The organism is Nostoc sp. 'Lobaria pulmonaria (5183) cyanobiont', assembly GCF_002949795.1.
Lineage (GTDB): Bacteria > Cyanobacteriota > Cyanobacteriia > Cyanobacteriales > Nostocaceae > Nostoc.
This window is the reverse complement of sequence record NZ_CP026692.1, coordinates 3,650,590-3,664,879: the sequence shown is the minus strand read 5'-3', so window position 1 is coordinate 3,664,879 and position 14,290 is coordinate 3,650,590. Positions and strand designations below refer to the sequence as shown.

Annotated in this window: 9 protein-coding genes and 1 pseudogene; 7 read left to right on the top strand and 3 right to left on the bottom strand. The window is 44.5% G+C overall.

Translation table 11 applies throughout. The features are described from left to right. Positions 1–219 precede the first annotated feature (219 nt). Positions 220–1,566, bottom strand: a complete 1,347-nt coding sequence (locus NLP_RS16095) for an ABC transporter substrate-binding protein (RefSeq protein ID WP_104907270.1) — start codon at positions 1,564–1,566, stop codon at positions 220–222. A gap of 361 nt (positions 1,567–1,927) precedes the next feature. Between NLP_RS16095 and NLP_RS16090 the strand changes: the two genes are divergently transcribed. Together NLP_RS16090 and NLP_RS16085 are read left to right on the top strand one after the other, a co-directional pair. Further along, positions 1,928–3,826, top strand: coding sequence for a transketolase (locus NLP_RS16090; RefSeq protein ID WP_104907269.1), 1,899 nt, complete (start codon positions 1,928–1,930; stop codon positions 3,824–3,826). Between the two features lie 114 nt (positions 3,827–3,940). Continuing rightward, positions 3,941–4,864, top strand: a complete 924-nt coding sequence (locus NLP_RS16085) for an NADP-dependent oxidoreductase (RefSeq protein WP_104907268.1) — start codon at positions 3,941–3,943, stop codon at positions 4,862–4,864. A gap of 572 nt (positions 4,865–5,436) precedes the next feature. Here NLP_RS16085 and NLP_RS16080 read toward each other — a convergent pair. Then, positions 5,437–6,048, bottom strand: a complete 612-nt coding sequence (locus NLP_RS16080) for a hypothetical protein (protein ID WP_104907267.1) — start codon at positions 6,046–6,048, stop codon at positions 5,437–5,439. Positions 6,049–6,576: 528 nt separating this feature from the next. Here NLP_RS16080 and NLP_RS16075 point away from each other — a divergent pair. Both NLP_RS16075 and NLP_RS16070 read left to right on the top strand, forming a co-directional pair. Beyond that, positions 6,577–7,872: pseudogene (locus NLP_RS16075) on the top strand (urease accessory protein UreH domain-containing protein). Next, the gene (locus NLP_RS16070; RefSeq protein WP_104907266.1) at positions 7,847–8,548 is read left to right on the top strand and encodes a hypothetical protein; all 702 of its coding nucleotides are present in this window, start codon (positions 7,847–7,849) and stop codon (positions 8,546–8,548) included. Before NLP_RS16075 ends, NLP_RS16070 begins: the two are co-directional and overlap by 26 nt. A 98-nt stretch (positions 8,549–8,646) precedes the next feature. Here NLP_RS16070 and galE read toward each other — a convergent pair whose 3' ends face one another. Further along, positions 8,647–9,645 carry a UDP-glucose 4-epimerase GalE gene (gene galE / locus NLP_RS16065; protein WP_104907265.1) on the bottom strand — a complete coding sequence of 333 codons (999 nt, stop codon included), beginning with the start codon at positions 9,643–9,645 and terminating at the stop codon, positions 8,647–8,649. A gap of 379 nt (positions 9,646–10,024) precedes the next feature. Here galE and NLP_RS16060 point away from each other — a divergent pair, with 379 nt between their 5' ends. From NLP_RS16060 to acsF, 3 genes are all read left to right on the top strand, one after another. Continuing rightward, positions 10,025–10,675, top strand: coding sequence for a hypothetical protein (locus NLP_RS16060; RefSeq protein ID WP_104907264.1), 651 nt, complete (start codon positions 10,025–10,027; stop codon positions 10,673–10,675). Positions 10,676–10,921: 246 nt separating this feature from the next. After that, positions 10,922–12,673, top strand: a complete 1,752-nt coding sequence (locus tag NLP_RS16055; RefSeq protein ID WP_104907263.1) for an ABC transporter ATP-binding protein — start codon at positions 10,922–10,924, stop codon at positions 12,671–12,673. 229 nt (positions 12,674–12,902) lie between these two features. After that, complete coding sequence (gene acsF / locus NLP_RS16050) at positions 12,903–13,958, top strand: magnesium-protoporphyrin IX monomethyl ester (oxidative) cyclase (RefSeq protein ID WP_104907262.1); 1,056 nt, start codon at positions 12,903–12,905, stop codon at positions 13,956–13,958. The last annotated feature ends 332 nt before the right edge of the window (positions 13,959–14,290 follow it).

Sequence of the window (14,290 nt, the reverse complement as noted above, 5' to 3'; positions counted from 1 at the left end):
TAATGAGTCTTTGAACTCCATTAATGAGCCTTTGAACTCCATTAATGAGCCTTTGAACTTCATTAATGAGTCTTTGAACTCCATTAATGAGTCTTTGAACTCCGTTAATGAGTCTTTGAACTCCGTTAATGAGTCTTTGAACTCCATTAATGAGTCTTTGAACTCCATTAATGAGTATCCGAGGTGGATGAACGAGTCTTTAAACCAATGCTTTAATTTCTAACTCCCCCTGCTCCCCTGCTCCTCTGCCCCCCTGCTCCCTGCCCCCAGCAGCCGGCGTGTTTCGGCAGCAGCAGCTTGCATTGCTCGTTCAGGATTCATCCGACCGGATAAGGCGGCGCTGAGATAACGCTGCAAAATATCTGATGTCTGAGGATATTGCGCGATCGGCGGACGTAAAACTGCATTGTCCACGACCTTCAATAACTGCGGATAGTGGGGGTATTTAGCAACAATCTCTGGGTCTGTAAACAAATCCCGGCGACTTGGCACATAGCCTGCACTCAAAATAAATCGGCGCTGTGCTTCCCGACTGGTAAAATACTGAATTGCTTTCCAAGCTTCTTCTGGATGTTGAGAAGATTTCGCAATCCCTAAACCCCAGCCCCCTAAACAAGCCGCTCCCGTCTTACCAGGAGCATGAACCATCGGTTTAATCGCAATTTTGCCCCGGATTGGCGAATTTTCTGCCTGGGCTAAAGGCCACGCATAGGGCCAACTGCGTAAAAACGCTACTTGACCACTTTGAAACAAGCGTCGGGTGTCTTCTTCCTGGTAGGTCGTGACTCCAGGAGGAGAAACGCCTTCTTTAACGGTACTACGCAGAAACTCAATCGCTTGTAATGTTTCTGGTCGATCTAGTCCAACTTCGAGCGTCTTGGGATTAACCCAGAAGCCACCAAAGCCATCGAGGACTTCCGCAAACATCGCCACAAGTCCTTCATATTGCCGACCTTGCCAAAGATAGCCCCAATGTACTTGGTTTTTCTTCTGCAAAATTTGGGAAATTCGGATCAAATCATCAAAGGTTTCTGGCGGTTTCAATTCTGCTTGTTTAATTAAATCTTCCCGGTAGTAGAGCATTCCCACGTCGGAACGCACTGGAATCCGGTACAGCTTGTTTTGATAACGTCCCCCTTCTACATCCTGGGGTGAAAATGCTGCCAACTCCTGTTTAGAAATGCGATCGCCTAAGGGTAGCAACCATCCAGCAGCAGCAAACTTGGATGTCCAGATCACATCCATATTGATCAGGTCATAAGGGGATTCACCCAAGATAAAAGATGAGGTATACAGGTCTTCGAGCAAATTTGTGGCATTGGGCCCTTCAACTAGGTTAATGCGAATACCAGGGTTCTCAGCCTCGAAGTCTCTAATTAAACCCTGCCTCCAAGGTTCGGCATCAGGAGCAGTCATTAATATATTCAGGGTAACTGGTTGCTGCGAGAGTGCTACCCAACTGAAAAATATAATGCTCAAGAGAGTTGCCAGGAAAACCCCTATATGCAGATAACTTGGTTTTTTGATGAATTTTTGTAATTTGTTAATTGGCTTTCGGTACAACATTATCAATGTAGCGATCGCTAGTGGTAATTATTAAGAAATAAAAACATAAAATATCTGAAAAAAGATTATTTTGTATTATTTTTTATCAAAATGCTTGAGTAATAATCAGGCTTTGAATGCACTTCGCAATGGCTTATTTCAAGGTTCGGTAGTATTAATCATTGATGGCAAAGGCTCTAGTTGAAAAATCGGCAGCAGCAAGTAGGGAAAAGACACTTTTCTTTGCAAGTACCTAAACATAGAGCTTGATAGTTGATAAATTTCTGCCTGTTAACTCTGTCATTTGTTAGAGTAAACAATTGTTCTTGTTGACTAGGATGTGAGTGCTGTCCTTAGTTCCTATACATGGAAGAGAGCGATCATGGCTACCCTTGAACAATTGCAAGCATGGCATGAATTGGCGCAACAACTGCGAATTGATAGTATTCGTGCCACCACCGCAGCCGGATCTGGTCATCCCACCTCCTCAATGTCAGCTGCTGACCTGATGGCAGTGCTACTTGCCAAGTATCTGCGTTACGACTTCAGTAATCCGCACTCCCCTAACAACGATCACCTGATCTTCTCAAAAGGACACGCATCACCGCTGTTGTACTCAATTTATCGAGCGGCAGGAGCAATTGATGATGACGAATTGATGTCTTTACGCAAGTTTGGTAGTCGCCTAGAAGGGCATCCAACCCCAGCATTACCTTGGGTAGACGTGGCAACGGGTTCATTAGGACAAGGACTGCCGATCGCTGTTGGTATTGCTTTAGCTGGAGAGTATTTAGACAAGCTGCCTTACCACACCTGGGTTTTGTTAGGGGATAGTGAAATGGCGGAAGGTTCTATTTGGGAAGCCTTTGAACACGCCAGTCACTACAAACTGGCAAATCTGATTGCCATCCTCGATGTCAACCGTTTGGGACAGCGAGGTGAAACGATGCTGGGCTGGAACACCCAAACATACTGCGATCGCGCTCTTGCTTTCGGCTGGAAGGCAATTGAAATCGACGGTCACAACCTAGAAGAAATTGACGAAGCTTATGCAGCAGCTATCGATAACCCCAACTGTCCGACACTGATTGTGTCTCGGACAAAGAAGGGCAAGGGTGTTGCAGATTTAGAAGATATTGGCGGTTGGCATGGAAAAGTCTTGAAACCTGACCAAGCAAAGGCAGCGATCAAAGAACTAGGTGGTGAACGTCAGATCACTATTGCCGTTTCAAAACCTAATTTACAAATCCAAAGAACTTCAATTGGGCAAATTCAAGCTCTCCAACTTCCTAGCTATCAATTGGGAGAAAAAGTGGCGACCCGTAAAGCTTATGGGGATACCTTAAAAGCTCTCGGAGCGTCTCGACCAGATGTAGTTGCCTTAGATGGTGAGGTGAGCAACTCCACCTACGCTGAAGAATTTGCCAAAGCTTATCCTGAGCGGTATTTTGAGATGTACATTGCCGAGCAGCAATTGGTTGCCGCAGCAGTGGGGTTACAAGTGCGGCAGTATAAGCCCTTTGCTTCCAGTTTTGCGGCATTCTTAAGTCGCGCTTACGATTTTGTGCGGATGGCTGCGATTTCTCGCGCCAATATTAAACTTGTTGGTTCTCATGCCGGAATTTCAATTGGTGAAGATGGCCCTTCACAAATGGCACTAGAAGACTTAGCTTGTTTGAGAGCCGTGTGCGGCAGCACTGTGCTTTACCCTAGTGATGCCAATCAAACCGCTAAACTTGTCGCCCAAATGGTCGATTGTGATGGGATTGTCTACCTACGCACAACCCGTGAAAGCACACCTGTTCTCTATGAAGCTGAGGAGGATTTTTCAATTGGTGGCAGCAAGGTCATCTATAGTTCCGAGCAGGATCAAGCAGCAGTGATTGCAGCAGGTATTACGCTACATGAAGCTCTTAAAGCATATCAGCATCTCAAGCAAGAAGGGATTACGGTACGCATTATCGATGCTTACTCAGTCAAACCAATTGATGCTACAACCCTGCATCAGGCTGCCCGTGATACCCAAGGCAAACTCGTTGTAGTCGAAGACCATTGGGGCGAGGGTGGACTGGGAGCTGCTGTCCTCGATGCTTTTGTGGGTACAGATGCTGCTCCTACCTCTGGTGGATTGCCACTAAACCTAATCAAACTGGCAGTACGGGAGCTGCCTGGATCTGGTACTCCAGAAGAGCTACTTCATGCAGCAAAAATTGACGCTTCTTCTATTGTCGAGGCTGTGCGATCGCTTGTTAAACAACCTGCTTACGTATTAACGAAGTAACATCGCATCATGGCAACGGGCGACTTGCGGCTCTTTCTGTGGACTTAACCGGAAAAGTCAGGTTGCTGAACACATCAACTTTGACACACTATAACAATTTAGGTAAATAAGATAATGCAAGCAATTCGCGTTCATAACTATGGTGAGTCAGACGCGCTGACACTGGAAACTATAGCGCAACCCGAACTACAACCGAATGAAGTGCTAATTCGGGTTCAGGCGGCTGGAGTCAATCCGCTCGATTGGAAAATCCGGGCAGGCTACATGAAAGAGTTTTTTCCAATGCCTTTGCCATTCACGCCTGGAATGGATGTTGCAGGCATTGTAGAAGCGATCGGCACTGATGTCAAAGCATTCCAAGTTGGTCAAGCAGTTTATGGTGAACTGCGAATGGGAGCTTATGCCCAGTTCGCTACGGCTCCACAAGATGCGATCGCCCTCAAGCCAAAGACACTGGATTTTGTGCAAGCGGCATCGGTGCCGATGGTAGCAATGACCGCCTATCAAGGGTTGTTTGATCGTGCTGATCTCAAGCCTGGTCAAACCGTTCTGATTCATGCGGCATCGGGTGGAGTTGGCATATTCGCGGTACAGTTTGCTAAATGGAAAGGAGCGCACGTCATTGGAACTGCCTCAGCCGCGAATACAGAATTTGTCCGATCTCTGGGTGCAGATCAAGCGATTGACTACAAAGCAACACCCTTTGAAGAAGTTGTTGAGAATGTCGATGTAGTTCTAGATACGTTAGGTGGCGACACACAAGCGCGGTCTTATTCAGTGCTGAAGCCGGGTGGCATTCTGGTTTCAACCGCCGCTCCCCCGAATACTCAAAAAGCTCAAGAAGTAGGTATCCGTGCAGAGATGATGAATATGAAACCCTCGGCCTCGCTGCTAGAGGAAATTGCTAGTTTACTCGATTCCGGGCAGCTTAAGACGGTTGTTGCTCAGACCTTTTCTTTATCTGAAGCCCGTCAAGCTCAAGAATTGAGTCAGGGCGGTCATGTCCAGGGCAAAATCGTGCTTCAAATCAATGCTTAACCCGATGCGTGCTCAACTTGTCGATCTATCTGGAAAGGCTAAAAACACCAAAAATCGGGGAAATTTATAAGTTAGAGAAATTTGTAGGCAATGGTAAAAAATCTAGAGTCAGTATTAACTCTAGAGCCATTGCACTACCGACTTAATCAAAGGGTGAAATTCATTCTTGTATTCTTTAACCAGTCTTGCTAAACTATTGTTCAACTAGAGAAGCACCCATGATTTTTATCCCCTGAACTCTTGCAATTTTACCTGTTTTAGGGAATGAAACAGCCCTGGTGTTAGAGGATGTTTGAAAAGTCATAATTGATGTATCAAATATTTTTTACCCCACCCTAACCCTCCCCTTTACAAGGCGAGGGAACCAGATTTTTATTGTTTCCCACCTTTACAAGGGGGGATTAAGGGGGGTAATAATGTGATTAAAATTACAGCCAACTATTTTTCAAACAACCTCTTAGAAGGTTGGTTAGGTTGGGAAGGGTTGGTTAGATTGGTTTGATGGGTTTTGGGCAGTTTTTGGGCGATGTGAAAGTTAGTTTGACTTGGCTTTTAACTGGCGTTTTAAGGCTTTAAATTCTAGTTAATTTAGTTTGTAGTTCTTTTTTTCTTAAAGTGCTATAAGCTCCAAATAATCCCAGAGTAATGAGAGGAACGATAGAATTATTTTCGGGAACAGAAACTGGATCGGCAATTTGTTTTAAATTTAAATTTCCTTCAAGTCTAAGTGCAGAATCAAAATGACTACCACCCACTGTAAAGCCAAATGTTTGACCAGCAGAAATATTGCTAAAAGTATAACTACCAGATTCATTAAATCCAGCAGAAGGGGAACTACAGCAGTCAGTCGGCCCCGCGCTGTATAAAGTTGTGTTTGGATTAAAAGTATTGAGGAAGGCTGTTACCTCGTAGTAAGAATGGAAACCTGTATAGTTCCAGTCAAAATTATAATTACCATCAGCATTTGCTACTGTCGAAATTGTCCAAGTGTTTGTATCAAAACCTTCTGTCCCAGGTAGATTATAACTTAAATTATATTCATCTAGATTGACTTGTTGGGTATTAGTTGTTCCAGGCCCAGATATTGTCCAATTAACTGGAGTGAAAGTACTAGCAAGGCAGTTAGGTGCAATACCTAATGTTAAAGCTGTAGTACAAGCAATTACTTTATTTATAGTCTTCATAGTTGATAGTGAAAAATTACTGCGTTGATTTTGTAATCAACTAACATTACCTCTAACTAGCGTTTATTAGCAGCACACATGTCACAAAAGTTTACACTTCGTTGAAATGGTTATACTTCCATCACAATTGCCCAAAGACTTATCTCTCATGATATTGACAAACTCATTCATCGTATGGAATAAAGCAGCCCTGCCTTATAAAGGGGACTTTGATTCCGGTTCCCACCTTTTTAAGGGGAGCCAGCGCGGTCTTGGGGTCTCCCCAAGTGGAGTGACTGGCGTGGGTTAGGGGGGATCTAAAAGTCCCTAAAATCACATTGCAGATATCCACCTTTAGGAATAGGATTTATTGTAAACATCAAGTTTGACGCTTTGTCTTTTGACAGCGATCGCAACTTCACTTACAGTTCCGCACTAGAGGAGTGTTGAGTACTAAGTAAAGAAGAAAAGAAAAAATTTCTTATTACTTCTTCAACATCTTTATTCGGACACTCAGGACTCATAACTCAGAATCTCGGGACTTTTTTTATGGTAGATTTGTTGCTGATCGCAATCCTGGGGTTCCTGGGGAGTTTTGGACATTGCTTTGGGATGTGTGGCCCGCTAACAGTGGCATTTTCTCTGTCTCATCAGCCAAAAAGTCCACAAACAGTCTCCTTGGGACGGACATTAACCTTAGAAAAACCCGATACTTGGCAACAGCAATTAAAATTTCATATCCTACTAAACCTGGGGCGGATGTTGAGCTATGCTCTAGTTGGTGCTGGCATTGGGGCGCTAGGTTCGGTATTGCTGCAAGGTGGACAGCTAGCAGGTATTGGCAGCGACTTCCGGCGCTGGATGGCAATTCTGACTGGTGTGATGTTGATTTGGTTTGGCTTAGGACAAGTAAAACCCGATTTACTACCGCGCATTCCCGTGTTACATCCCCTATTGCAAGGTAGTTTACACGATCGCCTCAGCAGAGGAATGGTTAAACTTTCCTTAAAAACCAAATGGTGGACGCCAATGCTTTTAGGGATGACTTGGGGTTTAATGCCCTGTGGTTTTTTGTATGCTGCCCAAATTAAAGCCGCTGAAACTGGCAATTTATGGATGAGTACAGCTACTATGCTGGCTTTTGGCTTGGGAACCTTGCCCACGATGCTAGGTGTAGGCGTTACCACATCTTTGGTAAGTAAAGACAGGCGCAGTCAGTTGTTTCGATTAGGCGGTTGGGTAACACTCACCATTGGCGTCATTACCTTGCTGCGGACTGGTGACACAATGGTAGATTATACCGGACACGCCGCCTTAATCTGCTTAATTTTGGCGTTAATTGCGCGTCCGATTAGTGGCTTGTGGGCTTCACCACTGCGTTACCGCCGCGGCTTGGGAGTGGGATCTTTTGTGCTTTCTGTGGTTCACACCTTCCACATGATAGAACACTCATTGCAATGGAATTTTGCCGCCTTTTCTTTTCTGCCACCAGAATTTCAGTGGGGGATGGCTGCGGGTGCTGTAGCATTGGTATTAATGTCCCCCGCCGCTTTTACAAGTTGGGAATCGTTGCAAAAATCTTTGGGCAAGCGTTGGCGACAGATTCATCTATTGGGTGTGCCAGCTTTGCTCTTGAGTGCCATTCATACTGTGTTGATTGGTTCCCATTACCTGGGTTCCTTGCAATCAACTTGGGGAAATAAATTAGCGGCAGTACTGATGGTAATTGTTACTCTCAGTGTCTTGCTAGTGCGTAGGGCGAAGCCCTTGCCGTAGGCATCGCGCTTTTTTTGGTCCAAGTTAGCCGTAGAAAAGTTTTATGTTCCCCCAACCAAATCGCGGTAAATCATCCTTATTTTCTGGCTCTATTCTAACGAGTCAAGAACAGAGACGTTACCCCCTCAAAGGCATTTTCTGGAAGAATCAAGGAACAATAAAGTATTTATTATTCCTGAGTTGCTTAGTTATATCAATAACTAATCTTTACCCTGCTTTTGCTCATAAGGTAGAAGTAGCTGGAGATGTCGGCGGCACTCTCCACATTGAACCAAATGATAATCCCCGTGCTGGAGAACCAAGCCAAGCCTGGTTTGCACTTACCCGCAGAGGTGGAAAAGTGATTCCGCTGTCACAGTGTAATTGTCGGTTGGCTGTTTATGCCGAACCTTATGCAGTTGGAGAGCCACCGCTGTTAGAACCACAGTTAGAACCTGTAGCAGCCGAACGCTATCGAGGTATCCCAGGTGCAGAAGTTGTCTTTCCCAAACCAGGTCTTTATGAATTGCAACTAAATGGAAAACCTGTCTCTGGGGCAAGATTCAAACCCTTTGAATTCAAATTTGAAGTGACTGTGGCAGGAGGCGGGTCTACACAAAATACACGAAACCTGCGAGATGTCAACGGTGATTTAGTAGAGGGTCAATCTCAACAATTACCGACTTGGGCGATCGCACTGCCAATTCTCGGATTTATTGGCATCTTAGTTGTCGTCATGCAAAGTATGAGGAGGGGTGGGGAGTAGGGAGTGCTAAGTGCTGAGCGCTGAGTACTGAGTGGGAAATCTTAATTATTTACTCAGCACTGGGAACTCAGCACTGGGAACTGTTTTGCCCCATGCCCTTATTTATGTCGCTTTTGATGCCACTGCCACGCATGAGCGACAATATCTTTGATGGATGGATACTGAGGTTGCCAGCCTAAGATTGTTCTGGCTTTCTCGGTGGTGCCAATGAGAATTGGGGGATCGCCAGGACGGCGATCGCGTTCTTCTACTGGTATCGAAATTCCTGTCACGTCTTCGACTGCGGCAATGACTTCTCTGACGGAGAAGCCGCTGCCATTGCTCAAATTAAAAACTTCGCTATCGCTACCTTTTAATAAATATTCCAATCCCAAAATATGGGCATCTGCTAAGTCATTAACGTGAATATAATCTCGAATACACGTACCATCGGGCGTGGGGTAATCAGTGCCGAAAATTGAAATGGATTCTCGTTTGCCTAAAGCTGTCATTAGCACTAAGGGAATCAAATGGGTTTCTGGGTTGTGATCCTCGCCCAGTAAGCCATTGGGATTAGCACCAGCAGCATTGAAATAGCGAAAACGCACTGATTGCAAACCGTAAGCGACATCAAAATCAGAGAGAATCCTTTCTACCATCAGCTTTGTAGCGCCATAGGGATTAATCGGATTTTGGGGATGGGTTTCTGGAATCGGCACGAATTCCGGTACCCCGTAGGTGGCACAGGTAGAAGAAAAGACAAATTTCTTTACAGATGCTGTCAGCATCGCTTCTAACAGGGTCAAAGTACCAAGAACGTTATTGCGGTAATATTTGGCCGGATCGGTAACAGATTCTCCTACGTAGGCATAAGCAGAAAAATGCATCACCGCAGCAATATCGTGGGTTTTAAATAGATGATCGAGCAAGGCGCGATCGCTTGTGTCCCCAATTATCAGTTCTACCTGTAAAACCTTTTCTACTAAATCGCGATGTCCATAGACCAGATTATCAAGTATGACAATGCTATAACCCGCTTTCTTCAAAGCAAGCACTGTATGGGAACCAATATATCCAGCTCCTCCCGTTACCAGAATAGTAGGCTTTTCAGGCGACATAGTTTTTCCTTTTAAGTCGATTACTTAATTAATTTAGTTTATCGGTGCCATATTACTCTTCTGGAAAATTATAAATAATAGACGCAGTGTCAAAAAATTGCACTAAAATCACTACGACGGTAGTCTTTGGGTGTGAGGTTTGAGAAATTTTAAGTCAAACAGTACGATTACAATTTGACAATAAAATAAATCTATTTCCCGAAACCTCTAGGTTGAGCCTTACGGGTGACGCTTCTAACGTCGCTATCAGTAAGAAGTCGCCAGTTGTTTTATGCAGGGAAACCATGCATAGCAGTCTTTTCTGGGGGCAACCCCGATCAAAACGGACTGCCTTACCACCACACTGGCTCACTGCACCAGAAAATTTGAGAGTTAGTCTATGTTTCTATTGTTAAGCCGGGTACTGCTGTGGCTGCTGATTGGCACTATCGTCTATTCTCTGTTCCAGCGATTTTATCCCTCTGGAAGTTTTGTCGGGCGATTAATCTTAGTCGTTATCTTGGTAATCGTAGCCCTATCATTTCTTAACCCCAATGAACCTGCTGTGGCGTCCTTGTGGAGGATGCTATCTTTTCCACTCAAGCCTCTAGGAGCCTCTGTTTTACTGATGATTATTGCCGCTCAGAAAATCAAAGGAGGTGGAATAGAGAAACCAGGAGGATACTTGATCGGTTGGGCACTGACGATTTTGCTGTTGGCAAGTACACCAGCAGTCGCCTATTTCCTTTATAGAGCGCCACTAGCAATGACAGGTGAAAGCTCTGTCGCAACTGCTACACCAACATCTGGGACACTGGTGGCATTAGGGCAACCTACCACAGCTAACATCTCAGATGTAACGGGAGATAGCATTCTTTCTTATAATTTAAGAGTGCCTCCCTATTTATTACAAGGAAGTCCTCAAGATATTCGCACACGCGGTTTACGACTTGAAGACTTTGTACCAAATTCGGAAACGTTGCAATTGACAACAAGAACTTGGGAAAGTTATCTCATTGAAGTTTACAGGTTCTTGCGTGTTCAGCGGTAATCAGGCAAGAGAACAATGCTTGGTTCGTAGTGAGCGTTTGAGCGCTCCATCCAAGGACTAAAGCCCTTACTACGAACTTATTTCTTCATTAAAGTTGCTGTGATGGACTACTAGTAATGAATGGCAATAACTATCCAGTTAAAAGAGGTAACAAAAGCTGAATTTATAACAAGCGGTATTTCCTCTGTATAGCTACCTTCTTGGACTAGCAGTTAATCTAGATGATAAAGTTGCACAATTGCTTTAATGGCAAAATCTCGACGAATCGCTAAACTCAGTGCTTACCTACGACCCCATTGGCGGGAAGCCTCCTTGGGCATTCTCGCTTTGTTGTCTGTCAATGCACTGGGTGTTTATATCCCTTGGTTGATTCGTGCTGGTGTTGACAAACTCTCGACAACCTTCAGATGGAACCAAATACTACATTACGTAGTAGTCATTGTCTTGCTCAGTTCGGCGATGTGGCTAATGCGGATGGCATCACGCATTTGGCTATTTGGGGTGGGACGTCAGGTGGAATTTGACCTGAAACAACGGATTTTTGAACACTTACTCAAGCTGGAGCCTGCTTATTTTGCCAGTAATACTGCTGGCGATTTGATTAGTCGGGCTACTAGTGATGTGGACAATATCAAGCGGTTATTGGGTTTTGCGGTCTTGAGTTTGGCAAATACGGTGTTTGCCTACGCCCTGACACTGCCAGTAATGCTGGCAATTAGTGTGGATCTCACCCTAGCCGCCCTAGCAGTGTACCCTTTTATGCTCTTATTGGTGAGTCTGTTTAGCGATCGCCTACGCAAACAACAAGCAGCAGTCCAAGAGCAACTCTCTGACATCAGCGAACTCATCCAGGAGGATATCAGTGGCATTGCCTTAATTAAAATCTATGCTCAAGAAGCAAACGAGCGTCGAGCCTTTGCCAAGAAAAATCAGCAGCTATTGACTGCTAACCTGGAATTGGCAAAACTCCGCAATACACTGTTTCCGCTAATTGGCGGGCTAGCTAATATCAGTTCACTGGTAATCATTTGGCTAGGGTCGGCACGGATGTCTGCTGGGACGCTTCAGGTTGGCGATTTTTTAGCACTGTTAATTTATGTAGAGCGCCTGGTTTTTCCCACTGCCCTTTTAGGATTCACAATTACTGCCTACCAACGCGGTGAAGTTAGTATCGATAGACTTGAATCTATTCTCTCTGTCACACCAAAAATTAAAGATACAGCCGATGCCATACATTTACCAGTGGCTGAACTTAAAGGCGAACTGACAGCTAAAAATCTCACCTACAATTACCCTGGTTCCACTACTCCAGCTTTAGCAAATGTTAACTTTACGATTGCTCCTGGAGAAACTGTAGCGATTGTTGGGGCAATTGGTTCGGGGAAATCTACTTTGGCCAATGCTTTACCGCGCTTGTTGGATATTGAATCAGGACAATTGTTTTTAGATGGGCTAGATATTACTAAGATCGCTTTGACAGATTTACGAGGTGCGATCGCCTACGTTCCTCAAGATAGCTTTCTATTTAGCACTACAATCAAAAATAATATTCGCTACGGCGATCCAGTTAGCGAACAACAGCAGGTAGAATCTGTCGCTAAACTTGCCCAAATTAAATCAGAAATTCAGAATTTTCCGCAGCAATATGAAACTATTGTTGGCGAACGCGGTATTAATCTTTCTGGCGGTCAACGGCAACGTACTGCTTTGGCTCGAGCAATGTTGGTCAATGCTCCAGTGTTAATTTTGGATGACGCTCTCTCTAGTGTGGATAATCAAACAGCCACGCAAATCCTCAAAAATCTCTCCAGTGGTACTGAACGTAAAACAGTAATTTTTATTACGCACCAATTATCAGCAGCGGCGGCGGCTGACCGAATTTTTGTAATGGAAAAGGGAAAAATTATGCAGATTGGAAATCACTTAGAACTTTTAAAACAACAGGGTTTATACAGAACTTTGTGGAGCCAACATCAAGTTGAGGAATTACTGCGGTAAGTTTAGCATGAAGTGGTGCGATCGCTCCTCCCGTAACATATTCAGGGCGGACAAGACTTCAGCGTGAGCGCTCAGTCGAATGCTGCCCAACCCCCAAGATGGATAATTTATTTATTGGAAATCCCTTATTTCTGACTTTACTCAAGGATTGTAAAGAGGTCTAGCAAAATAATCATATTTATTATAACTTTGTAGTTATATAGCTATTGATTCGCTCGCCTCATTAATCATGGTTAACACCCTACCCAAGCCAGAAATTAAAACCCCCAGCAAAGAAACTGTACTCACCCCCCGGTTTTACACTACAGATTTTGAAACCGCAGCCAAGCTGGATTTGTCTGCTCAGGAAACGGAGTTGCAGGCGATGTTGACAGAAATGCGGACAGACTACAACCGCCACCATTTTGTTCGCGATCAAGCGTTTGAGCAGTCTTGGGAACACATTAGCGGTGAAGCAAGGCAGGCATTTGTAGAGTATTTGGAACGCTCTTGCATTTCTGAATTTTCCGGCTTCTTGCTTTTCAAGGAATTATCCCGCAAGCTAAAAAATCGCAGTCCAGTGCTAGCGGAAATATTTCAAATGATGGCGCGTGATGAAGCCCGCCACGCCGGATTTCTCAACAAAGCAATGGCCGATTTTAAACTCTCCCTTGATTTAGGCACTGTTACTAAAACCCGCACTTATACATTTTTCCCGATTGAATGGGTACTTTACACCGTTTACCTCTCAGAAAAAATTGGCTACTGGCGTTACATTATTATTTTCAGGCATCTAGAAAAGCACCCAGAAAACCAGTTTTACCCCATATTCCGCTACTTTGAGAGTTGGTGTCAGGACGAAAACCGCCACGGGGACATATTCAAAGCATTATTGCGTTCTCAACCGCAACTCTGGAACACCTGGAAATCTAGGCTGTGGAGTCGCTTTTTTTTGCTATCAGTGTTTGCTACTCACACCCTGACAGTTCATGAACGTTCTGGGTTCTACAAATCATTGGGACTTGATGCCACAGAATTTGATATCCAAGTTGTCCGCAACACCAATGAAACCGCAGGACGGGCTTTTCCTGTAATGTTGAATACCGAACATCCCAAGTTTTTCCCACGTCTGCAACGCTGTGCTGGTTATAACTTGAAAATTGCAGATATTGAAGGCAGTTCTAGTCCGAAATTGGTGAAGCTAATTCGCAAACTACCTTTGATTGCAGCAATTGTTTGGAATCTGCTGTTACTTTACCTCATCAAACCAATTGATGCTGAAGCCCTGCGGGGAACGGTTCGTTAGCTATTTATTAGACATCTGCTGGTGAAATTAATTATGCGTTCTGAATAAAGCATATAGCGGTTCCCATTCAGATGCAGTACAAAATTATATCGTGGGGTGTAGGGGCACGGCAGTGCCCATAGGTGTCAACTTCAGGTAAAAGTTAGGTAAGAGAAAGCGTTCTAGAGTTGCCCTCATCCCCTAACCCCGAATCCCATGTTGGGATTCGGGGAACTGGAGAATTATGCTCCCCTCTCCCAAATTGGGAGAGGGTACGTAGAAAAAGGATCTGCATACACTGTATGAAAAAGTTTATAGTCATTGCGTCCTGGTAAAGATCAGCCTCGCTAATT

What these genes read in the sequence shown, in the direction of transcription:
- NLP_RS16095 (WP_104907270.1), bottom strand. Translation starts at nt 1,566, where the DNA reads ATGTTGTACCGAAAGCCAATTAACAAATTACAAAAATTCATCAAAAAA.
- NLP_RS16090 (WP_104907269.1), top strand. Translation starts at nt 1,928, where the DNA reads ATGGCTACCCTTGAACAATTGCAAGCATGGCATGAATTGGCGCAACAA.
- NLP_RS16085 (WP_104907268.1), top strand. Translation starts at nt 3,941, where the DNA reads ATGCAAGCAATTCGCGTTCATAACTATGGTGAGTCAGACGCGCTGACA.
- NLP_RS16080 (WP_104907267.1), bottom strand. Translation starts at nt 6,048, where the DNA reads ATGAAGACTATAAATAAAGTAATTGCTTGTACTACAGCTTTAACATTA.
- NLP_RS16070 (WP_104907266.1), top strand. Translation starts at nt 7,847, where the DNA reads ATGTTCCCCCAACCAAATCGCGGTAAATCATCCTTATTTTCTGGCTCT.
- galE (WP_104907265.1), bottom strand. Translation starts at nt 9,645, where the DNA reads ATGTCGCCTGAAAAGCCTACTATTCTGGTAACGGGAGGAGCTGGATAT.
- NLP_RS16060 (WP_104907264.1), top strand. Translation starts at nt 10,025, where the DNA reads ATGTTTCTATTGTTAAGCCGGGTACTGCTGTGGCTGCTGATTGGCACT.
- NLP_RS16055 (WP_104907263.1), top strand. Translation starts at nt 10,922, where the DNA reads ATGGCAAAATCTCGACGAATCGCTAAACTCAGTGCTTACCTACGACCC.
- acsF (WP_104907262.1), top strand. Translation starts at nt 12,903, where the DNA reads ATGGTTAACACCCTACCCAAGCCAGAAATTAAAACCCCCAGCAAAGAA.